At 70.5% G+C, this 24,163-nt stretch carries 9 protein-coding genes; 8 read left to right on the top strand and 1 reads right to left on the bottom strand.

The features are described from left to right. Positions 1–231: 231 nt before the first annotated feature. The 6 genes from OHS71_RS05820 to OHS71_RS05795 all read left to right on the top strand — a co-directional run bounded on the left by OHS71_RS05820 (position 232) and on the right by OHS71_RS05795 (position 19,555). Entirely contained in the window at positions 232–9,852 is a 9,621-nt protein-coding gene (locus tag OHS71_RS05820) for a polymorphic toxin-type HINT domain-containing protein (RefSeq protein ID WP_328477485.1), read from the top strand. Between the two features lie 14 nt (positions 9,853–9,866). Beyond that, positions 9,867–10,364, top strand: a complete 498-nt coding sequence (locus OHS71_RS05815) for a hypothetical protein (RefSeq protein ID WP_328477483.1) — start codon at positions 9,867–9,869, stop codon at positions 10,362–10,364. A 743-nt stretch (positions 10,365–11,107) separates the two neighbouring features. Further along, positions 11,108–12,697: a TIGR02677 family protein gene (locus OHS71_RS05810; protein WP_328477481.1), complete on the top strand. Its 1,590-nt coding sequence runs from the start codon at positions 11,108–11,110 to the stop codon at positions 12,695–12,697. Next, on the top strand, positions 12,697–14,049 hold the full coding sequence (locus OHS71_RS05805) for a TIGR02678 family protein (RefSeq protein ID WP_328477479.1): 1,353 nt from the start codon (positions 12,697–12,699) through the stop codon (positions 14,047–14,049). Before OHS71_RS05810 ends, OHS71_RS05805 begins: the two co-directional genes overlap by 1 nt. Beyond that, entirely contained in the window at positions 14,046–18,260 is a 4,215-nt protein-coding gene (locus OHS71_RS05800) for a TIGR02680 family protein (protein WP_328477477.1), read from the top strand. Before OHS71_RS05805 ends, OHS71_RS05800 begins: the two co-directional genes overlap by 4 nt. Further along, positions 18,257–19,555, top strand: coding sequence for a TIGR02679 family protein (locus tag OHS71_RS05795; protein ID WP_328477475.1), 1,299 nt, complete (start codon positions 18,257–18,259; stop codon positions 19,553–19,555). The genes OHS71_RS05800 and OHS71_RS05795 overlap by 4 nt, the downstream gene beginning before the upstream one ends. A gap of 79 nt (positions 19,556–19,634) precedes the next feature. Here OHS71_RS05795 and OHS71_RS05790 read toward each other — a convergent pair whose 3' ends face one another. Continuing rightward, positions 19,635–21,620, bottom strand: coding sequence for an N-6 DNA methylase (locus OHS71_RS05790; RefSeq protein WP_328477473.1), 1,986 nt, complete (start codon positions 21,618–21,620; stop codon positions 19,635–19,637). Positions 21,621–21,746: 126 nt separating this feature from the next. Here OHS71_RS05790 and OHS71_RS05785 point away from each other — a divergent pair, with 126 nt between their 5' ends. Together OHS71_RS05785 and OHS71_RS05780 are read left to right on the top strand one after the other, a co-directional pair. Next, complete coding sequence (locus OHS71_RS05785) at positions 21,747–22,706, top strand: serine/threonine-protein kinase (RefSeq protein WP_328477471.1); 960 nt, start codon at positions 21,747–21,749, stop codon at positions 22,704–22,706. A gap of 184 nt (positions 22,707–22,890) precedes the next feature. Then, the gene (locus OHS71_RS05780) at positions 22,891–24,153 is read left to right on the top strand and encodes a serine/threonine-protein kinase (RefSeq protein ID WP_328477469.1); all 1,263 of its coding nucleotides are present in this window, start codon (positions 22,891–22,893) and stop codon (positions 24,151–24,153) included. Positions 24,154–24,163 lie beyond the last annotated feature (10 nt).

The raw sequence follows: 24,163 nt of genomic DNA, 5'->3' as shown, positions 1-24,163 counted from the left end.
AGTGGCGGTCAGGAAGCCTATGTTCGGTGCCGAGGGGAGGTGATCACGATGGGATAACGGTCAGGTGAACGGACTGGGCAAAGAGTCGACAAAGCCTCCGACGAACCGTCAGGCTCGCAGCTGATCTTTTTTCGTCCTGGGGGGGCCGTGCCGACGTACCGGACACTCGCGCGCAAGTTATTGATGCCAAGACTCCTGCGTTCACGTTGGGGACAGGCCATCGCACTCGCCGTGACCGCGGTCATCACCGTTGGTTCGCTCGCCATCGCAGGGATGGGGATCCCCGTCTTCCCGGGGAAGCCGGCCGCCGCCAAGGGCCCCGGCCAGCGCTGGGGCAGTGCCGAGGGCCTTAGCCACTTAGCGGGTGGTAAGCGCAACGACGACGCGCCGCGGTCTCTGCGAGCCAAGTACCCGCTGAAGAGTCCCTCCGCCGCCCGGCCCACGGTCCGGAAGAACGCGGTTGAAGTCACCACGCCGGCCCCCGCGCAGGTCAAGGGCTTCGACCGCAGCACGAGCAAGGAGATCGTCTCGGAGCGGGACGCCCGCAGCCGTACGTACGCGAACCAGGACGGCACCCGCACCAGCGAGATCTCCACCGATCCGATCAACTACCGGGACGACCACGGGGTCTGGCTGCCCATCGACAGCGAACTGGTCGAGCAGGGAAGCGGCTGGGTGAACGCCGCCGACTCCGTGGACCTGCGCTTGGCCGAGCAGGCCGACGCCGGAGAACTCGCCTCCGTCACCCTGCCGTCCGGTGAGTCCTTCGGCTACGGGCTGAGCGGCGCCGCCTCTGTGGCGGGCACCGCGGACGGTGCCCGCGTCGCTTACGAGCAGGTGCTCCCCGGGACCGACCTCTGGCTCGACTCGCAGGCGGGCGGGGTCAAGGAGACCCTCGTCCTGAAGTCCGCCACCGCCCCGAACAGCTTCGTCTTCCCGCTCCACCTCGAGGGCCTCACCGCCCAGGCCGACGGCGGATCGATTCTGCTGACCGACGCCAAGGGCCGCACCCGCGCCGTCATTCCGGCCGGGTTCATGGAGGACACCGCCCACGCCGTCTCGCACGCCGTGACATACGAACTCGTCCAGCGGCAGGACGGCGGCCAGGCGCTGAAGGTGACCGCCGACCGGGACTGGCTCGCCGACCCGGCCCGTGCCTACCCCGTCCGCATCGACCCCTCCGTCGACACCACGTCCGCCTCCACCTCCATGACGGTCCGCAGCGGCGGTTCCGTCGTCGGCTCCAGCGAACTGCATGTCGGCAAGGGCCCGGACGGCGCCTCCGCCGCCTACCTCGGCTTCCCCGGCCTCGACGAGGAGCTCAGGTACCACCAGATCTTCGGTGTGCAGCTCCAGGTCGTGAACTTCGACTCGGCCTCCTGCAAGCCGCGTTCCGTCTCCGTCCACCCCGTGACCGGGTCGTGGACCGCCGGCACCGGCACCGCCTACCCCGGCCCCTCGGTCGGCGGCGCCCTCGCGTCGAAGTCCTTCGCCTACGGCTACATAGGCTTCGGCCAGTCGCAGTCCGCCTGCCCCACCGCCGGTGAGCTCTTCGACCTCGGCAAGGGCGGCCGTGACCTGGTGCAGCGCTGGGTCAACGGCACCCAGGCCAACTACGGCCTGTCCCTGCGGGCCTCGGCCACCGACTCGCTCGCGTTCAAGAAGTTCACCGGCCACGCCACGGCCAACCCGCCGAAGCTGTACGTCACGCACTCCCCGTACAACGCGTCCTACAGCTTCCCCAAGCCGGTCCCCGACCCGCCGGTGCTGCAGAACCAGGCCGGGAAGGTCAAGGTCGCTGTCACCAACAAGGGCGCCGACACCTGGACGCCGTCCACCTACTACCTCGCCTACCGCGCCTACGACAAGAAGGGCAAACTGGTCACGCAGCAGCGTGCGGGCAGCCTCACCGGCAACGTGGCCCACGGTGCCAAGGCGACGGTCGACGCTACCATCAAGGCACTCCCGCCGGGCGTCTACATGCTCGACTTCACGATGGTGCGCCAGGGCGGCAAGGTCTTCACGGACGAGCAGGTGCCGCCGGGCCGCCTGACCCTCCAGGTCTTCGACATCGCGCCGGTGGTCAAGGAGCAGTCCCCGCCCAACGGCTACCAGGCCCAGACCCTGACCCCGCAACTGTGGGCGGCCGGCACCGACATCGACGCGCCCCCCGGCTCCACGCTCCAGTACAAGTTCGAGATCTGCGAGTCCGACAAGGCCGGCAAGCCGACCGCCTGCACCACCTCCGCCTATCAGGCGAGCTCTGCGTACCCGGTGCCCTCCGGCCGGCTGAAGTGGGGCAAGACCTATCTGTGGCGTGGCTTCGTCAAGGACGCGTCCAACGAGGTGCCCACCCAGCAAGTGGCGCTGGTCGCCACCGTTCCGCAGCCCGAGATCACCTCGCGGCTCTCCGGTGCGCAGGGCAAGGAGTTCGACCCCAACGTCGGCAACTTCACCTCCAGCGCGACCGACGCGTCCCTCGCCGGCGTCGGTCCCGACCTGACGGTGATCCGCACGTACAACAGCCTCGATCCTCGGCGTGACCTCGCCTTCGGCGCAGGCTGGACGACCCGCTTCGACATGCGGCTCACGCCGGACGACGATGGCAGCGGCAACGTCGTCATCCGCTACCCCGACGGGCAGGACGTCCGCTTCGGCAAGAACGCGGACGGGACGTACGCCCCACCGCCCGGCCGCTTCGCCAAGCTGACCTTCGACTCCACGGCCGGCACCTACACGCTGCAGGACAAGTCGGGTACGACGTACGACTTCAGCACGACCGGTCTCCTGGCCAGGATCACCGACGCGTACTCCAACTCGGTCACCTACACCTACAGCGCGGGCAAGCTCGCGACCGCGACGAACAACCGCACCTCCCGCTCACTGACCTTCACCTGGACCGGCGCGCATGTCACCAAGGTCCAGACGACCGCGGTCGACGGCGCCCCGCTGGCCTGGACGTACGGCTACACCGGCGATCTGCTGGACAAGGTCTGCGACCCGCTGAACGGCTGCACCCAGTACGCCTACGGCAGCGGCAGCCACTACGCCACCACCGTGCTCGACTCCCGCCCCGAGTCCTACTGGCGCCTGGGCGAGGAGGAGGGCACCGCGGCCAACAGCGCCAACGAGGCCAACCTCGGCAAGGACCGCGGAACCTACCAGAACGTCACCGTGAAGGCCGCCGGCGCGATCACCGGCGACCCCGGCACCGCCGCGTCCTTCGACGGCGCCACCTCACGCGTCGACCTGCCCGCCGGCACACTGAAGAAGAGCCGTGACGAAGCGGTGGAGGTGTGGTTCAAGACGATCGCCGGCGGCGTCGGCGGCCCGCTCGCCGGCTACCAGGACAAGGCCTGGGGCACCACACCCGGCACCGGTGTCCCGATGCTTTACGTGGGCACCGACGGCAAGCTCCGCGGCCAGTTCTGGACCGGCACGGCCGGGCCGATCACCGACATCACCAAGAACGTCAACGACGGCCAGTGGCACCACGCGGTGCTGTCGATGTCCGGCTCCGCCCAGAGCCTCTATCTGGACGGCAAGCTCTCCGGGACCCTCACGGGCAAGCAGCCGCTGCAGACCAACCTCACCTTCAACCAGATCGGCGCCGCCTACGCCACCGGCCCCGCCTCCTGGCCGGGCTGGGGCTCCACCGCCGCCAAGTCCTTCGCGGGCACCATCGACGACGTCGCCGTCTACCACCACCCGCTGGGAACGGCGGCCGTCGCCGCCCACTACCGCGAGGGCGGCCGCACCGCCGACGTCCTGACGAGGACGACACTGCCCAGCGGCCGCATCGCCTCCGAGGTCCAGTACGACACCACCCGCGACCGCGTCCAGGAGTACACCGACCGCAACGGCGGCACCTGGGAGATCGGCACACCCGCGGTCTTCGGCAACGACAAGGACCTGCGCCGCACCGTCGAGGTGCGCGACCCGATGGACGCCCCGTACTTCTACGAGTACGACGGGCTGTCGTCGCGGCAGCTGCGCTACGGCGAGCCGATGGCGCTGGGCGCCCGGGAGTCCGTCACCGCGGCCCCGTCCCCGTCGCCGACCGACCCCGGCCAGGTCTGCACCCAGCCCGACCCGGGCGACCCGGCCTTCTGCACCAACCCGCCCGGTCACGGTGGCGACGGGCCGGACTTCATCAGGTACCCGGTCGACGGTGTCGCCATCCGCTCCTTCACCTACGACGACAACGGCTTCCAGACCGGGATCACCAGCGAGAACGGTGAGAAGGTCACCCTCGGCTACGACGACCGCGGCAACGTGACCAGCCGGACGACCTGCCGTTCGGCCGGCGACTGCCAGACCTCGTACACCACCTACCCGGCGCCGGCCGGCGACTTCGACCTGCGGGGCGACCAGCCGTCCGAGACCCGCGACGGCCGTTCGACCGGCCCCACCGACGACCGCTTCCTCACCAAGTACACGTACAACACCAGTGGCGCGCTGCTCACCCAGACGGCGCCCGACAGCGGCACGGCCAGGAACACCTACACGACCGGCGCCGAGCCGGCCATCGGCGGCGGCAACACTCCCACCGGCCTCCCGCTGACCTCCGCCGACCCGCGCGGCAAGATCACCCGCTACCAGTACTACAAGAACGGCGACCTGGCCTGGGTGACCGATCCGTCCGGCGGCGTCACCAAGTACACGTACGACGCGCTGGGCCGCAAGATCGCCGAGACCGTCGTCACGGACGCCCAGCCGGCCGGCACGACGTCCACCTTCACCTACGACAAGCTCTCCCGGGTCCACACCCTCACCGACCCGGCGGCGACCAACGCCGTCACCTCCGGCAAGCACCAGCAGCGGACCACCACGGACTACGACGCCGACGGCAACGTGGTGCGCACCGAGATCAGCGACCTGCTGGGCGGCGACGCCACGCGCGTGATGACCTTCGACCTCGACGACCACGGCCGCCCGGAGCGGGTCACCGACGCCGAGGGCGACGAGACCTCGTACGCCTACGACGTCTTCGGCAACAAGACGTCGATGGTGGACGCGGGCGGCAACCAGTTCGACTACGTCTACACCGCGCGCAACATGATGGCCGAGACCCGGCTGCGCGACTGGGACGACGACGGCGGCGACGACAGCTACACCGTCCTGCAGTCGTACGCCTACGACATGGGCGGCCGGCTGGTCCGGCACACGGACTCGATGGGCCGCTCGCTGATGTACCAGTACTACGGGGACGACCTGGTCAAGTCGATCACACTCAAGGACTTCCACAACCCCGACGGCACCAAGCGCGACATCGTCGTGGAGTCCAACACCTACGACGGCGCCGGCAATGTCCTGACCGAGACGAGCGGCAACGGCAAGCTCGTCACCGCGTACACGTACGACCCGGTCGGCCGGGTGAAGTCCGAGGTCATGGACCCCGACGGACTCGCGCGGCGCACGACGTACACCTACGACCTCGCCGGCAACGTGCTGACGACGGCCTCCAGCGGTTCCCCCTCCAACGTCCCCTGGCCGGTGAGCGTCAGCGGCGACTCCGTCCGCTACGAGTACGACGACTCTGGCAACGTCCTGACCGAGACGGTCGAGAACGGCACCGACTCGCGCACCACCGGCTACACCTACGACGACCGGGGGCTCACCACCTCCAAGACGGACCCGGCGGGCAACAAGACCGAGTACGGATACGACGAGCTGGGCCAGGCGGTATCCGTCACCGCGCCCGCCGTCCGGACCGAGTCCGGCGGCAGCACGCCCGCCACCACCCGGCCGACCACCTTCACCGGTTACGACACCTTCGGTGCGGTCACGGAGTCGGTCGACGCGCTGGGGAACGTCAACCGGACCGCCTACGACCGACTGGGCCGCGCGGTCACGGGGACCGCGCCCTCCTACACGGCGCCGGGCTCCACCGAGACCGTCGCCCCGACGGTCACCAACAAGTACGACGCGCTCGGCAACGTCACCGAGAGCACCGACCCGCTCGGCCGCGTGACGAAGTTCCAGTACGACCGCCAGAACCGGCTCACCGTGAAGGACGTGCCCGTCGGCACGGGCGACGAGCGGGGCCAGTGGAAGTACACGTACACCCGTACGGGCGAGGTGCTGTCCGTCACGGACCCGAACGGCGCCCGCGCCGAGACGACCTACGACGATCTGGACCGTCCGGTCACCACCACCCAGATCGAGCGCAAGCCGCGGCCGGGCGCCTTCACCACCCGCAACGAGTACGACGACGCGGGCAACGTGGTGAAGCAGACCTCGCCGAGCGGGGCCGCCGGCCAGTTCACGTACGACAGCCTCAGCCAGCTGACCAGGCTGCAGGAGCCGAGCGGCGTCATCACCCAGCTTGGCTACGACGCCTCGGGCCGCGAGGTGCGCCGCACCGACGGTATGGGCCGCGCCTCGGCGAAGGTCTACGACCAGCTCGGCCAGCTCGTCCAGGACCAGGACTTGGACCCGTTCAACAGCCAGCTGCGCAAGGTCAGTTACACCTATGACAAGGCGGGCAACCTGGTCACGTCGACCAACCCGCTGAACCGTACGACGACGTACGCGTACGACGCCCTCAACCGGCTGACCAGCCAGACCGAGCCGGTCTCGGACACCAAGTCCATCACCACGTCCTTCGGCTACGACGCGCTCGGCAACCGCACCCGCTACACGGACGGCCGCGGGAACTCGACGATCTACACCGTCAACACGCTCGGCCTCGCCGAGTCGGTGATCGAGCCGGTTACCGCCCGCGACCCGTCCGCGGCAGCCCGTACCTGGACGACCGCGTACGACGCCGACGGCGAGCCCGTGAAGCTCACCGCGCCGGGCAACGTGGTGCACGAGCGCGAGTACGACAAGGCCGGGCAGCGAATCCGTGAGACCGGTACGGGCGCCGCTGTGACGACCCCCGAGAAGCGGTTCCGGTACGACCCGGCGGGCCGGCTGGTCGGGGCCTCCTCCCCGAAGGGCGACGACACCTACGAGTACGACGACCGGGGCTCACTGCTGAAGGCGACCGGCCCGTCCGGCGACGCGACGTACACCTACGACAGCGACGGCCTGCTCACCAGCCGCACCGACGCGGCCGGCACCGCCGGCTTCAGCTACGCCAGGCAGCAGCTGACCTCGGCGACCGACCCGCTGACCGGTGTGCGGCAGAGCTACACCTACGACGGCGCGGGAGCGATCAAGAAGGTCGACTACGGCGCGGGCCAGTCCCGCGGCTTCACCTACGACGACCTCGGCCGGCTCGACACCGACACGCTGAAGAACAGCGCCGGCCAGACCATGGCCTCGACCGACTACGGCTACGACACCGACGACCGGCTGGCCTCCAAGACCACGGTCGGCACCGCCAAGGCCGGGACCAACACCTACGGTTACGACCAAGCCGGCCGCCTCACCTCCTGGACGGCCGACGGCACGACGACGGCGTACGGCTGGGACGACAGCGGCAACCGGGTGAAGAACGGCAGCAAGACCGCCACCTTCGACGAGCGCAACCGGCTACTGTCCGACGGCGACTACACCTACGACTACACGTCACGCGGAACGCTCGCGTCGCGCACCAGTTCCGGTCTGAAGGAGGACTTCACCTTCGACGCCTTCGACCGGCTGGTGAAGGCGGGCGAGTCCGCAACGCAGTACACGTACGACTCGCTGGACCGCATAGCGGACCGCAACGGCGCGGACTTCTCCTACGCGGGCTTCGCACCTGACCCGGTCAAGGACCAGAACTCCACATACGGCCGCGGCGCGGCGGACGAGCTCCTGTCGATCGCCGGGAACGGCGGCGCGGCCCAGCTGACGCTGGAGGACAAGCACGGCGACGTCGTCGGCAGCATGTCCGCGGCGAACGGCGCGGCCTCCGCCCTGGACGAGTCGACGGCCTTCGACCCGTTCGGCAAGGTGCTCGGCACGGCCGACATGCACGGCAACGTGGGTTACCAGGGCGACTGGACCGACCCGGACACCGACCAGGTCGACATGCAGTCCCGCTGGTACGACCCGGGGACCGGCACCTTCGACTCCCAGGACTCGTACATCTACAGCTCCGGCGCCTCGATCCTGGCCAACCGCTACACCTACGGCGCCGGCGCCCCGCTGGACTACACCGACCCGGACGGCCACTGGCCGAGCTGCGGCTGGTGCAAGAAGGCCGTGAGCTGGACGGGCAAGAAGCTCCACCAGGGCATGAGCTATGTCTCCAAGACCGCCCAGTCGGTCTGGCACGGTGTGCAGTGGGCGTGGAACAACCCGGGGGCAGCGTTCAAGCTGGCTCTGAGCTACGTCGGCAAGGCCGCCAACTGGGTCTACCGGAAGTCGGGTCTGAAGACGGTCGTCGACGCCACCGTCAACGCCGTCAAGTGGGCCGGTCAGAAGACGGGCGTCACCGAATGGGCCCGCGAGAAGGCGAGACAGGCCGCCAGAGCGGCTTACCAGGCCAAGGTCTACGTCACGAAGAAGGCCAGACAGGCGGCCTCGTTCGCGGCGCAGCACAACCCGATCCCGGCGGTCCTCGCGGCCACCAAGCCGCTGATCGCCGTCGGCAGGGCGATCGTCACGGCCGACCCGAACCTTCCGGCGATCGTCGTCGGCGCGGCCGTCCAGGTGGTCGCCGATGCCGCCAGGGCCGCGGACGCCATCCGCGACGAGGTCGTCAAGCAGGCCGGCAGCGTCGTGGAGACCGTCTCGGACGCGGTCGACTGGGGCGAGGTCTGGGACGACGTCAAGACGGTCGGCAACGTCGTCGGTGACGTCACCGGCTTCAACGACATCAAGAACTGCGTCACCACGGGCGACATGGAGTCCTGCGCCTGGGCGGCGGCGACGGTGGGTGGCATCGTCCTCGGCGGCGCCGGCGCGGCGGCGGTCCGGGCGGCGAAGGCCGGCCGGATGGCGGCGAAGGCGGCGAAGTACGCGGACGAGATCGCGAAGGCGGCGAAGAAGGGCAAGAAGGTCCTCGAAGAGGCCGAGTCGGTGGGGGAGTGCGTCTCCACCGCCCGGGACGTGGCCTCTCTCGCCAGCGCCAACAGCTTCGTACCCGGTACCGAAGTCGTGATGGCCGACGGCAGTCGCAAACCGATCGAGAAGGTCGAGGAGGGCGACGAGGTCCTCGCCACCGACCCGACGACCGGCAGGACGTCCAAGCAGAAGGTCACCGACACGATCGAGGGCAAGGGCGAGAAGCACCTCGTCAAGCTCACTATCGACACGGACGGTGACAAGGGCGACGCCACCGACACGATCACCGCGACCGACGGCCACCCCTTCTGGGTGCCGGACCTGAAGAAGTGGCTGAAGGCCGGCGAACTCAAGCCCGGCCAGTGGCTCCAGACCGGCTCCGGTACCTGGGTCCAGGTCGACGCGGTCAGCGCCTGGACGCAGCAGGCAGCGGTCTACAACCTGACGGTCGACACGGCGCACACGTACTACGTCCAGACCGGTGCGACGACGCTGCTCGTCCACAACGAGAGCGCTCGGAAGAATCCTCTCTTCTGCCCGCTGCGGGCCTACACGGACCTGCGACGGCTCGGACCCGGCAAGAACGAGGGCGCGGCCAGTGTGCTCTGGACGCCGGAAGGCAACACGTATTTCGACCTCAGCCGGAACCGGTCCGACCACGACAAGGCGAACCTGCCTCTCGTGCTGCGCAGGGTGGTGAACCAGACGGATCACCACGCCGGCTGCGCCGAGATCGGCTGCATCACGCAGGCACTCGAGGCAGGTGACACGATCCGTGGAAGTCGGAGCCTCGCCATGGTGCACAAGCCCTTCAACCACGCCCGCAACAGGGAACTTCTGCCCGGGTGCGATTCTTGCCAGCAGGTCATGTCCCGGCTCGGTATCAGGGACACGTACTTCGACATCGGTTGATAGGAGTGTTGGTCATGGGAAGCCTGCTGAAGGGCGTTCCCGGGGTGCGCTGGGGGGACCTGCGGGGTGCGCAGGCCCCCGCCAGGGACATCCCTCCGTTGCTCTCCCGCATCGCGTGGGGTGGCGAAGACGTCGCCCGGCTCGCCATCGACGACCTTGGTGACTGCATCTGCGCCTTGGGATTCGTCGTCGGTGAGGCCACGGCCCCGACCGTTCCCTTTCTCCTGGAACTGGCCGAGGCTCCTCATGTGCCGTGCAAGCCGCAACTGCTGGAACTGCTGGAGAAGATCTACCGCACTCGGACATGGCATTCGTCGGCGGTCGCGGCCGGCGGGCCGAAGCGAAAGAACTTCCAGGAGCAGCCGGGATGGGAGGTCGCCGCGCGGGCGGCGGTCCTCGCCGGCCGTCGGGTGATCGAGGGCCTGGCCGCCTCTGTGCAGCCCGAGGTCGCCGATGCGGCTCGTCGGGTGCTACGGGCCATCGACGAGGACCCGGGGCTGCCCGAGATCTGACCCGACCCGCCCTGCGACCTCCGCGTCCTGGCTCCCCGCCCCTTTCCCGGCTCTCCGGGCGCCGCCGTGATGATGGCAAGGCGGTTGCGTCGCCACGGGGTGGAATGGCGCTCTCATGTACTTCTGACCCTCTTGCGGTCCACCCCAGCGGCATGGCCAGCTGCGTCTTCGAGCGGTCGGCGTACCAGTGGACGTAGATCTCGCTGATGTGGACCACGGTGAACGTTCTAGGCGATCCCGGGAAGTACCTGATGTGTCGTCAGGTAAGTCAGCAACTGATCAGCGTCAGTCCTCACAAATTGCGAGATGGCTGCCCGGGCAGAGGCTTGGTGGGTGGCGCCACAACGGCCTGGCCCTCGCAGAAGTGCAGGCAGGGCGCCTTCTCTTCAGGGTGAAGCGATGTTCCTCACAATCTTCGAGTCAGGCGTGTGCCAGTTGTAGAGTGATACCGCCCTTGACCTGCAAAAAGCCGGCAGGGAGCCGTCCTCCAGGAGTTCAACATGCTGCGCACCATGTTCAAGTCCAAGATCTAGCGGTTGGGTGTTTCCGCAGATCAGAGCCGTGATCGCCACGTCCCGGTCAGCAAGTGGTCAGCATCAGCGCTTGATCAGTCTTGACGCCGACGGCCATCGGCCGTGGCGGGGCTGGTTGCTGATCCAGTGGTGCGGGATCGGTCCGCATGAGCGGCCGGATTTTCCCAACTCCTCTCCGGAGTGTCAGCGACGGTCCGTAGGCTCGACGACATGGAGGGGAACGAGGGGAAGACCTCACAAGGGGAGGAAGTCGGCGCCGAGGCCTGGCAGCGACTGACTGCGTACGCGTACCTCAGCGCGCCCGAGCGCCTGGAGTACGTCACAGTGATGCGGGTGTTCTGCGGCACACTGCTGGCCGACCTGTCGGTGCCCGACCTTCTCGGCAAGCTGGCCGAAACGGACGGCGCGGGGACGCAGCTGGACGCGGAAACGCTCACCCGCAGACTTGAAGAACTGGTGCGCTGGGGCAATCTGCTGCGCAGCACGCACACCGTCAAAGCGACCAGCATCGCCGAATACCAGCGCTCGCGGTCCCGCTACCAGCTGTCGAAGCTCGGGGAACGCGTGCAGCGGGATGCGGACGAGGTACTTGCCGGGGCGGACGCGGCACGCGAGGTCAGCAGCGAGCTGCTGGCCCTCGTCGACCGCGGCCTGCGCGAGATCGCCGCCATGGCCGCAGCGCCGGGCGGCGCTGATCCGCAGCAGGCGCTGGAGCGGATCAGCACGCTTTTCGTGCAGTTCGCCGAATTCGCTGAGTCCGTCCGGGACTTCTACGCCTACCTGGGCCAGGTGCTGGCGCGCTACGACCTCGACTCGGCCGAGTATCAGGGGTTCAAGGAACTGCTGCTCGACTACGTGGAGGCCATCACCGAGGACATCTCCTTCCGGGCCCCGCGCATCGCGGCTCACCTGGACTCGGTCTGGCCGCATCTGCCCGCGCTGCTCGCCCGGATCGACGCGCACGCGGCGGGTATCGGTGCGCTCGCCGACGGGCTGCCGGAGACGCGGGTGCAGCGCAGCCGCGGACGGGACCTCGCGGACTGGGAGGGGCTGCGCGAATGGTTCACCGTCACCGGAGGGCACTCCAGCCAGGTGGATCAGCTCCGGGACGCCACCCTGCGTGCCCTGCAGTCGCTGCTCGCCAACGCCAAGCGGATGCTGCGTTCGGCCTCCGGTGAGATGTCCCGGCGCAAGGACCTGCTGCGGCTCGCGGCCTGGTTCGACGCTGCGGAGCCGGCAGAGGCCCACGACCTGGCGGTCGCCGCCTTCGGGCTCTACGGCGCACGCCATTTGGGGGTGGCACCGGATCCCGATCGGTCCGTGCCGGCGTACGTGAGCTGGTGGACCGGACCCGTGGTGGAGGTGCCGGTGGCGCTGCGCGAGCGCGGCAGCAGGGCTCCGCGCGGACGTGCCGCGGCGGCCGAGGACCACTCCGAGCAGAAGCGCCGCCTCGTGGAGCAGGCGCGGCAGCAGGCCGAGGCCCGGCAGGCGGCGGCGGACGAACTGCGCAGCGCCTCGGGCAGGTTCGAGCAGGTGCGCCTCAGTGCACCGGCGATGCGACTGCTGCTGGAGCTGCTGACGACCGCTCTCGGCAACGCCCAGCTGCACAAGGACGCCCAAGACTTCCTGCTCGACGGTGCCCAGGCGGCCGACGCGGACCTCGGCATCCGGCTGACCGCGTGGCGCACACCCGGCAGGTCCGCGGTCCTCAAGTCCGTGGACGGTGACCTGACGGCGGACGATCTCACGGTCGCCATCGAGAGCGCGTCCAGGCCCGCGGTGGGGGAGGCGAGCGCCTGATGGCACTGCCTTCCGCGCACGACGTCGCACTCGCGGCCGAGCGCCGCACCGCCGCCCGGCTCCTGCTGGCCCACCCCCTGGTCACCAGCACCGGACCGCACAGCGACGTCTTTCCGCTGATCAGGCGACACGCCGACTGGCTGGCCCAGCGCTTCCAACAGGTCTTCGGATACCGCCTGCTGGTGGAGGCCTCGTATGCCCGGCTGTTCAAGGCAGGCCTCGGCCCGGGCTCGGGCCACCACCTGGAACGACCCTCGACCGGAACGCCCTTCAGCCCACGGACGTACGCCTACCTGGCCCTCGCGCTGTCGGTCCTCGTCACCGCCCCGGAACAGCTCCTGCTCTCCCAGCTTGTCGCCGACCTGCGGGCCGCGGCCGTCGACGGCGGCATCGAGATCACCGACACCGGACGGCAGGCCGAGCGACGGACCCTCGCAGCCGCGCTGCGGCAACTCGTCGACTGGGGCGTTCTGGCGGAGACAGAGGGCCATGTCGCGGCCGTCGCCGAGGAACGGGCCGGTGAGGCGCTGCTGACCGTGGACCGCGAGATCGCGCGTGTCGTCGTCGCTGGCCCGCTCGCCCAGAGCCGCGACGGCGCGGACCTCGTGCGCCGGGCCGCCGACCCCGGTTTCGGAGGGCCGCGTACGTACGTCCGCAGGCGTCTCGTCGAAACCCCCGTCGTCCACCTCGACGACCTCACGGACACCGAGCGCGAATGGCTGCGTACCCGGCAGCGGCGTGAGGCGCAGGCGTTCTCCGAACTGCTCGGCCTGGAGGCCGAGATCCGCGCCGAGGGCATCGCCCTGGTCGACACCGAGGACGAACTCACCGACCTGCACCTGCCGGGCACCGGGACGGTGGCACAAGCCGCGCTGCTCCTCATGGAGCGGCTGGTCGACCGGCTGCGTCCCGAAGACCCCGGCCATCCGGCAGTCGGCGGACGCCTGGTCATCGGCGTACCCGTCCCGGACGGGCTGCTGCCCGAGCTGCTCGACGAACTGATCGAGGAGTACGGCAGGCGCAGCAACTGGCAGCGCGGCCACCTGGAGGACCGGGACGGATTCCTCGCGGCCGTACTCGACCTCCTTGTCCGGATGCGTCTGATTGCCCCGGCCGGGCCCGTGCGCGCGGAAGGCCACGGCCTGCCCGAGGGATACGAGCAGACGGTGGCCGACGGCCGCTCCGTCACCGATGTCTCCCAGTCGCGCGGCCAGGGCAGTACAGACGGCGGCTGGATCCTGCTCGCCACAGCCGCCCGGTACGCCACCACGGTGGCGGTCAAGCACCGTACAGACAAGTCCGGCACCGACCAGTTCCCAGCGGACGACGCCTCCAAGGAGCCACCCCGATGAACCGCCCGCCGGCCCCCCACCGCTACAGACTGCACCGCGCGGGCATCCGGAACGTCTGGCAGTACGACGAGCAGGAGTTCGCCTTCGGCGAGGGACGCCTGCTGCTGCGCGGCAAGAACGGCGCCGGCAAGTCCAAGGCTCTGGAGATGCTGCTGCCCTACCTCCTCGACGGCGACGCCCGCGCACTGGACGCCACGGGCACCGGGCGCACCACCCTGGCCTGGCTGATGCTCGACGGCTTCGGGCAGACCAACCGGCTGGGCCATCTGTGGCTGGAGTTCGCGCGCACGGACGAAGAGGGGGACGACCATCACCTGACGATCGGCGCGGCCGTCCGCGCGTCCCAGTCGACCAAGACGGCGAAGCCGTTCTTCTTCACCACGCGGCTGCGGGTCGGCGAGGGACTCGACCTCGCCCCCGCCGGGCAGCCACTCCCCGTCGACCAGCTCAAGTCGCTCGTCGGCGCCGAGAACGTCACCGACCGCGCCGTCGAGCACCGGGCCAGGGTCGCCCGCGACCTGTTCGGCCTCACCGACCCAGCGCGCTACCGCAACCTGCTGCACCTGCTGCACCGGCTGCGCCGTCCCACCATCGGCGACCGCATCGACTCCGGCGGACTGGTCTCGGTCCTCGCCGAGACCCTGCCCGCCCTCGACGACGAGGTCGTGGAGAAGGTGGCCCGCAACCTGGACGACCTGGACTCGGTCAGGGCCTACCTCGGGCGCCTCGAACGTACCGACCAGGCGCTGCACACCTTCCTGACCGACTACCGCGGCTATCTGCACGGGGTGCTGCGCCGCCGCACGGACCAGGCGAGCGGTGAACTCGGGCAGTTGATGGAGTACCGCAAGTCCGCAGGTGACGCGGCACGGAAGGCTGAGAGCCTTCGCGCGCGCGAGCAGGAACTGGATGCCCGCATCGAGGCCCTCGAGGGCGAGTCGAGTGCCGCCGAGACGGATCTTGCGGCGCTGCACGCCAGCGCCGGATACCGCAGCCTGGCTGAGCTCGGGGAGAAACGCGCCACTGTCACCGCCCTGTACAGCGCGGCTGCCGCCGCCTTCAAGGCCGTCCATCAGGCGCACGGCAATCAGGAGGAGGCAGGACGACGTCTCACCGCCGAAGCCGGGCGGCTCGGTGAAGAGCTCGTCGAACTGAACACCACATACGGCGAGTTGGTGCGGGAAGCCGAGCGGTCCGGGGTCGACCCCGTGCATCTGGGGGAGCCCGTGGCGACACCCGTCGCGCCCGTCGCGCCCGCCGCCACGGCCGAACTGACCGCACCAGAGGGCGACTTCCGCCTCGTACGGCACAGTGCCGTGCTGGCGGTCGAGACAGAGACCTGCGCGGTCGCGCTGCATGCGTGGGACGACCGACTCGACGCCGCGCAGCCGGTGATCAGGAACCGTACCCGGTTCGTCACCGAACTGGGCGCCCTCATCGACCGGTCGAGCGAGGCCCGAAACGAGGCCGCCGAGGCCGACGCCGCCCGAGAGCGCCTGGAGGAACAGGCGGACCACGCGCGCAGTCGGGCTGAGCTGCGCCGACAGGAAACCGTGCGCGAGTCCGAGGCGTACGCCGTCGCGGCCCGAGCCTGGAGCGAGCGGCTGCGGGAGGCCACCGGGGTGCCCTTGGACGCCCTGCTCGCCCTGGTCGCGCATGATCCGGCAGAGGGTCCTCTGCCCGCTCAGGTCCCCGAGGAGGTGGTCGAAGCGGCCAGGTCGGCCGTCGACCCGTGGTTGGCGGAACTGGGCGCGCAGCGCGACGACCTCTCCCTGACCGTCCGTGAACTGGAGGCCGAACAAAACCGCCTCCGGCACCAGCGCGAGGAATGGGAACGTCGCGCCGATCCCGAGCCCCCGCCCCCGCCCCACCGCACGGCTGCCCGCACACCCGGCACCGGAGCGCCCCTGTACCGGCTGGTGGACTTCGCCCACGACGTGGAACCGGACGAGCGGGCAGGGCTGGAAGCCGCGCTGGAGGCGTGCGGCCTGCTCGACGCCTGGGTGCGCGCCGACGGCACCGTCCTCGACCCGGCCACGCGGGACACCCTGCTTGTTCCAGGCGCACCCGTGGCCGGGGCGACGCTCGCCCAAGTGCTGCGGCCGGTCGCCGCGCCCGACAGCGGTGTGACGGCGGAGCAGGTCGAGCGGGTGCTGGGGGCGGTGGCTCTGGCCGGTGGCGAGATCCTCACCAGCGATGCCGGCACCGTAGACGTAGACGTGGCGGAGCCGCACACCGCGATCGGCACCGACGGTTCCTGGCGGCTCGGCATCGCCCACGGCCGCCACACCAAGCAGGCCGCCGAGTACGTGGGCGCGGAGGTGCGTGCGGAGACACGCCGCCGAGCGTTGGCGGAACTCGACCGTCGACTGGACGCCCTGGAGGGGGAGTTGGTGGAACGCAGGCGCGGTCTGCGGAGCCTCACCGAGCACCGCGACCAGGTCGCAGACACCCTGCGCCGCCCGCCCCCGGCACGTGGGCTGACGGACACCTGGGCTCGTACGGCCGAGGCCGGGCGTGCCGCCGAAACCCTCGCCTCGCAGGCGTCCACGGCCGCCCGCGAGGCGGAACAGGCACGAGCCCGCGCGGTCGTCGCCCGGCGCGAGACCGAGGCGACGGCGAGTGCCCACGACCTCCCGGCGGACCCGGCCGCACTCCAGACGGTCCGACTGGCCCTGGACCGCCTCGGGCAGGGCGCGCAGCGGCTGCGACGGCGGGTGGGCGCGGTCCTTTCCGCGGCCGACGGCCACCGCGTCGGCCGGACGGACTACGAGCGTGCCGAGTCGGCGCGCCAGGAGGCCGAGTCCGACTACGCCGAACCGCTGGGTCGCCTGGAAGCCGCCCGCCGCACCGTCCGGGCCCTGGAAGAGGCTCTCGGCGCCACGGAGCAGGAGATCCTCGCCCGCGAGGCCGAGACGAAGCGCCGCCTGGACGCCGTCGGACGTCAGCTCCCGGGCGCGCGAAGGGACATGGCCGACGTGCACGACCAGCGAGTACGGGCGGAAGAGGACGAGAGGATGCGTCGCCAGACACTCGCCGCCCAGGAAACCGAGGTACTGGCCTGCGGCAGGAGACTGCGTACGGCCCTTTCCTTGCCAGGCGTGCTGAGGGGAGCGGGTCTGGACGCCGATGCCGACGCGGACCGAGGGGCGATGAAGTCCTTGGACCCCGTCCACCACGATGTGCGGGAGCACATCGCAGCGCTGCGCCTGCTGGTCGACGTAGTGCGCCGCGGCCTGGATGCCGAACGCCGGGACGTCTCGGACACCGCCCTCCTCAACCGCCACACCGAACTGCGCGACCAGCTCTCCGGGGGCTACGACGCGACGATGGAGGAACGCGATGGCATCAAGCTGTGCCGCCTCGTCGACGACCACGGCCCGCACGACATCGCCGCGGTCGGCGAGCGCATCGCGGCCGAGGCCGCCGAGGCACGTGACCGTCTGACGGAGCGCGAGCGCGAGGTCTTCCAGCGCTTCCTGACCGGGGAGCTGGGCGACCACCTGTCTTCGCAGGTGCTGGCCGCAAGCGCCCTGGTCGCCGCCCTCAACGCCACCCTCGCCACCGTCCGTACATCACACGGCTTGGGCGTCACCCTGGACTGGAGCCTGGCCGACGGCGTGGAAGCGGACGTGAAGGCGGCCGTCGAACTCCTGCGCAGCCCCTCCGGTCTGCGCACCCGCGAACAGTCCGAGCAACTCCGCGACGTCCTCCAGCGCCGAATCGAGGACGCCCGCCGCACCGACCCGGCCGCCGGCTACACGGCCCACTTGCGTACCGCCCTGGACTACCGCGACTGGTTCACCTTCACCCCCTGGGTGGTGAACGACGCGGCAGCGGGCAGCCGCCGCAAACTCTCCGGCCGCACGGGCATGAGCCAGGGCGAACAGCGGGTCCTGTCCTACCTGGTCCTCTTCGCCGCTGCGGCAGCGCACTTCACCAGCCTCGCCGACGCCGCCCCGCACGCACCCCGCTTGATCCTCCTCGACGACGCCTTCGCCAAGGTGGACGAACCCACGCACGCCCGCCTCGGCCGCATTCTGGTCGACCTGGACCTCGACTTCGTCCTCACCAGTGAGCGACTGATCGGAAACTGGCCCGACGTACCGTCCCTCCACATCTACGAGTGCCTGCGCGACCCGCACGTGCGGGGCGTGGCCACGCTCCACTACACGTGGAACGGGCGGCAGCGGAGGCTGGTGTCGGTATGACCGGAACCGAACGAGCCCACGAACATCCCCCGGACGCCGAGGCCCTCGCGTTTCTCACCCGACCGGGCCTCACCCGCCTCTGGACGGCGGCACGCACCCGGCTCGAACGCAACGGCCTCCTGCCGGCCGGAACCATCAGACTCGAGCACCTGGACGCACAGGAGCGCGAGGCACTGTCCCTCCTCCTGGCCAGACCGATCACCGGCCTCACCGCCACGATCCGCCTGCCGGACCTGGACACCCGCCTGCGGGCCAGCGCGGTCGGACGGACCCTGGCCTCGACGCTGGAGGAACTGGGCCCACCGCTGACCGACCGGCGGGCGGTCCGCGACGCGGCGGCGGTTGAACGGGCCCGCCTTTGGGCGACGGCTCAGACCGAGGTGGAAGCCACGCCGCTGTCGGCTCAGCCCTGGACGGCACAGTGGCTGGAGGAGATACGACGCGGCGGCACACTCGCCCGCCAGGACCCGCACACTACGACCACCGTCATCACTCAGGCCGTCCAGACCTTGGCGACGCTCTTCCCCGGCACGGACCCACGCCTCACCCCGGCCTCCTGGGGCCGGGGCGAACTGGCCACCCGCGCCACCGGCTCGGCGCACGGCCTGGACGACGGCACGCTGCTGTCCCGGCTGGTCCTGCGCGGCATCGCGCTGGCACGAGGTGTCGAGTTCCCCGTCGACGCGCCTGCCCGCCGGGCTCTATGGCGCATGGCCTCGGTCACTCCGGACGAGGTCTCCAGCACGGTTCTTGCGTACGGCCTGCGCCCCACCGGCGGCACCTGGCGGGAGGCGGCACTGCGCGAGCGCGCCGGCCACCACATGGAAACCCACCTGACCCTGCGCGAACTCCGCACGCTGACCCTGAAGATGCCGCCCGGCACCCGAGTCCACGTCTGCGAGAACCCACGCGTGGTCGAGGCCGCGGCCGACGCCGGCCGCACGGCGCCCATGATCTGCACCTCGGGAAGCGCGACGACGGTTGTCCTCACCCTCCTGGATGCTCTCGCGTCGGCCGGCTGCGCCTTCGCCTACCACGGCGACTTCGACTGGCCCGGCATCGCCCTGGCCAACCGCATCACGCAGCGCTACGACGCCGAGCCGTGGCGGATGCGAGCGGCCGACTACGAGTACCTCGCGACCCGCGCACAGATGCTGGGCACCCCGCAGATCGCCCTTACCGGCCCGTCGGCCGAGGCGGTGTGGGACGCGGAACTGGCCCCTGCCATGGACGCCCTGGGCATCGCCCTGCACGAGGAGGCGGCGCTCGACCTGCTGCTGGAGGATCTCGGGTGAGGGTGCGGAGCGTTCGCCCCTCGGACAGCTCCAGGGATGCCGGACGGGTGGTTCGGGCCCCGTCCGGGCCGGAGGAGGGTCAGGCAGTCAGCCCGCCTGCTGCGAGTCGATCACTCATGTCGCTCACCAGCCCCTTGCCCGAACTGGCGGCCGCGGTGAGCAGCGCTTCGAAGGTCCGCAGCCGACGGAAGGTCTCGGCGTAGACCGTCTGCTTCTCCAAGGGAAGCTGGAGCACCTGGAGACGCCGGATGTCGACCCTGGACGAGCTGGAGGCATGGGTGCCGGCCTGACGCCCGTTGGCCGGCGCGCACAGGCAGCCGGCGAGGAAGTGGGGTTCCAGTTTCTCCGCGTCCACGCGCAGGAGGTACAGCTGAGGGCCGAGGGCCATGGGCGGTCCCTCGTGCACCCACGCCTTGAAGGCCCGAGCCACTCCGGTGACCACGACGTCGCCCTCCTCGGCGACGGCCGGGGCCGAGCCGGCGGGGACCGTCCCGCTGGGGGTGCCATGGTGCAGGAGGTCGGCGATGGTGAGAAGCGGAACGGCTGCCCCGCGAGCCGGTGCGGCCGACTCCGGCGGCTGCTGCCCGGCGCGCAGTGTCAGAGCTCCGGCTTTGACGAGGTCGCCCACCGTCGTCGTGGTCTGTGGAGTCCCGGCCTCGAAGTCGAGGGCGGTCAGCCGCCGCGCGTGATCGGCCAGATCGGTGAGCAATGACCCGAACTCGTCCCACTCGACGGCGAGTTCCTTACGGGACGGCTCGGCCGCCGCCGCAGTGTAACGGCCCGGTGTGACCTCCACCTCGTCGTCGAGTAGGTCGAGCAGGGGCACACGGACGGCGCCCTGCGGCGGCTCCTGGCCGGTATGGTCGAGGGTCGCCATCGCGGTGACTACGTACGAGCCGAGGCTGTCCCAGTCGGGACTGGGTTCGCGCGTTCCCGACCTCGCGAAACGGGTGGCGTCCACCAGGAGGGCGTCCTGGCTCGGGGGAGCGGCCGCGGGGCCGTCCGGGGCGGTGCGGAGGATCCACAACTGGAGTGACACGCTGTGCGGTTGGGCGCTGCCGGGAGGCAGGGAGACGACGGCGCGGAGCGCTCCGGTGCGCAGCAGGGAGCCGCGGATACGGCGGCCCGCCTTACGTGACGCGACGGCCGGCGGAAGGACGATCACGGCGGCCCCGCCAGGCTTGAGGTGGGACAGCAGATGCTGCACCCAGGCCAGTTCGGGCTCGGTGCGCGGGGGTAGGCCGTGCGTCCAGCGTTGGTCGGTGGCGAGTTCCTCGTAGCCCCAGTCGCGTTCGTTGAAGGGAGGGTTGCACAGCGCGATGTCGGCCTTCGCCCCGGCGAAAGGGTCGTCCCGCAGTGCGTCGGCGGTGACGATCCGCGTCCGGATGTCGTGGTCCTCCGCGAGGAACTCGAGTCGGCCGGCCGTCAACGCGGCGAGCGCCGGGTCTCTTTCGCACGCGAGTACCTCCAGCCCAGGGTTGTCGTGTTCCTGCACGGCCGCGGCGGCCAGGTGTCCGGTGCCGCACGCAGGATCGAGGAGGGTCAGTTCGCCCTGCGCCGGGCCGAGGCGGACGGCGAGGGCGATCCGGGCCATCAGCGCGGCGAGTTGCGGCGGCGTGGTACTGAGCTGCCGGACATGGGTTTCCAGCCATCGTTGCAGCAGGAACTCGAAGGTCTCGCGCGGTCCCTCGTCCCGTCCCACCCTCGCCGCTTCCGCCACCAGGGCACGGGCTGGCGCGGAGAGTTCGGGATGGGCGATCCGCGCCTTGGGGGAACGCATCCGGCGAGCCGCCTCGGCGATGGCGAGCCCCGACTCGTTCCGGCTGCCGAGTGCCTCGAAGCGCGGCCAGAGGAGTTCCCGGCCGCCGATGTCCCTGAGCTTGCCGTTGTCCCGCAGCCACTGCTCGACCTCTGCCAACGAGAACTGCGGACTGACGTCGGTGCCCCCGATCCGGGTGGGGAAGGAGTCGTGGCGGCGGCGCCAGTTGCTCACGGCGGCTCGCCCGACGCCGGCGATCCGGGCGATCTCGGCCAGGCTGACGGGGACGGCGTCATGGGCACTCATGGTTCAGTCTCCGAGGTACTTGGCGGCTGGGCTGGTCGGCGTTCCCAGCGGCCGTTCATGCGGGGAAGGCTACTACCCTCATTGACTTTGTTCACAGCGTGTACGTTCCATCTTGTTGTGTAGGGAATGTGGAGGTCGGCAGATATGTGGAGTCTCGCGCCGGGAATGGTGATCCATGACCGCTATCGGCTGGAGTCTGTGTTGGGCCGCGGAGTGATGGGGCACGTGTGGCAGGGCCTCGACCTGCCTCTTGACCGGCCCGTCGCGGTGAAGACCGTCGCCACTGAACTGCTGGCCGTGGCGAGCAGCCGCGACGCCGCACTCACACGGTTCGGCAGGGAGACGCGGGCGGCCGCGCGCCTCGACCACGCGAACGTCGCCACGGTCTTCGACGCTTCGATCACCGACGACACATGCTGCCTGGTGATGGAACTGATCGACGGCACCACGCTCGAGCACCTCTTCGACCAGCAGGAGGACGGTCGGTTCGACGTCCCCACTGCCGCCGCCGTCGCCGCCCAGCTGTGCGCGGGGCTGTCCGCGGTCCACGCGGCCGACCTGGTGCATCGCGACCTCAAGACGCAGAACGTCATGGTCCGCCGCGACGGCGTCGTGAAGGTCCTCGACTTCGGCCTGGTCAAGCTGCTCAGCGACACCGACCCGCGGCTGACGACGACCGGCGAGGGCGTCGGCAACCTCATCTGCGCCTCTCCCGAGTTGCTGGACGGTCGGGACCAGCTCGACGGCCGCAGCGACCTGTACGCGGTGGGCTGCCTGTTGCACCACATGCTCACCGGGGAGACGCCCTTCCCCACGGACCAGCCGGCGCTCCTGGCCTCCCACCATCTCGCTTCACACCCACCCCTCGTCGCCGACGCGGGGGTGCGTGTGCCCGGGGATCTCCAGGACCTGATCACGGCCTTGCTGGCCAAGCGGCCGGACGACCGTCCCGCGTCGGCGGCCGAGGTCTACGCGGGCCTGGCGCCCCACCTGCCGGAGCCGGATCCTGGGCTGGCCGTCAGGCGGACGCCGCCCGAGGATCCGCGTCGCCCCTTCCTCGTCCCCCAGGGGCCGATGCTCCTGTGAACGACCGTGTCACCAGGTACCGCAGAGGGCGCTCCGATCGTTGTAGCCCGCACTTTTTCGGTCACATAAGGCACAGGAGTCCCGTGACCGGTGACAGAATGGCTAGGTCGGCCGGGGTGCCGTGACGCTCCCGGCCGCCGGAGGCGGCGGGCGCGGCGGGCGCCGGAACTGGGGGCGGGGCGCGATGCGGCGGAGCCTTGGACAGTACGAGCTGACGCACGAGCTGGGCCGGGGCGGAATGGGCGTCGTCTGGGCGGCCCATGACCGCGATCATGACCGCGAGGTGGCCGTCAAGCTTCTCGCGACCCACGGCCGTGGCGCGGAGCCGAGCATGCTGGAGCGCCGATTCCTGCGCGAGATCCGCCTGACCGGTCGCCTACGGCACCCGGGCGTTCCCGCCGTCCATGACCACGGCAACCACGAGGGTGAGCTGTATCTGGTCATGGATCTCGTCCCGGGCCGCGCCCTGGATGCCGTCCTCAAGAACGACGGCCCCCTGGGCGTCGAGCAGGCGGCGGACGTGGCCCGCCGCACGTCCGAGGTGTTGTCCTACGCCCACAGCCAGGGTGTCGTCCATCGAGATCTGAAGCCGTCGAACCTGATGCTGACCCCCGACGGGGAGATCAAGGTCCTGGACTTCGGGGTGGCCGCGGCGCTGGAGCCCCAGCCCGGCGAGACCCGTTTCACCGCCGCCAACGCGACTCCCGGCACGGTCGTCTACATGGCACCCGAGCAGGCTGTCGGCCGGACCGTGCCCGCGAGCGACCTCTACTCGCTGGGCTGCGTCCTGTACGAACTGCTGACCGGTAAGCCCCCCTTCACCGACTCCAGCCCGTTCATGCTGTATCACCGGCACGCCAACGACCCCGTCCCGCCGCTCGCCGACCGTCGCGCCGACGTACCGGACGGTCTGCGCGCGCTGATCGAGCGGCTGTTGGAGAAGAAGCCCGAGGCCCGGCCCGCCTCCGCCGAGGAGGTGGCTGCCCTGCTCGCCGCCTGGGCGCCCCGACCGGCTCCCGCCACCGGGACCACGCCCGCTCACCCGCGGCTGGCCGAGCTGGCCGCCCTGCGCCGGGCGGGACATCCCGCCCGCGCTCTGGAGGAGTACCGCGAGCTTATGGCCGCCCTCGGCCTCGACCGAGCGGGCATGCTCGCCGCCCGGGCCGGAGCCGCGCTGTGCGCGGGAGCGCTCGGCCGCACCCGCGAGGCCCTGGACGAGCTGAAGTCCGTCCTCGCCGAACAGCGCAGTCTGCTCGGGCCGGGTCACCCCGCCGTGCTGGACACCCGCTACGAGATCGCCGTGCTGCTGGTCCGCACCGGGGAACGGCACGCGGCCGAGGAGCTGCTGCGCCGCCTGGCCGACGAGGAGGAGACGGTCCTGCCCGAGTCCGACGCCGGGCACGGACGGAGCCGGAAGCTGCTGGAGCGGCTGCGTCGCATGGGCTGATGAGCACCAA

Source organism: Streptomyces sp. NBC_00377, from assembly GCF_036075115.1.
In the GTDB taxonomy this organism is placed as follows: Bacteria; Actinomycetota; Actinomycetes; order Streptomycetales; family Streptomycetaceae; genus Streptomyces.
This window is presented reverse-complemented; position numbering and strand designations above follow the sequence as displayed.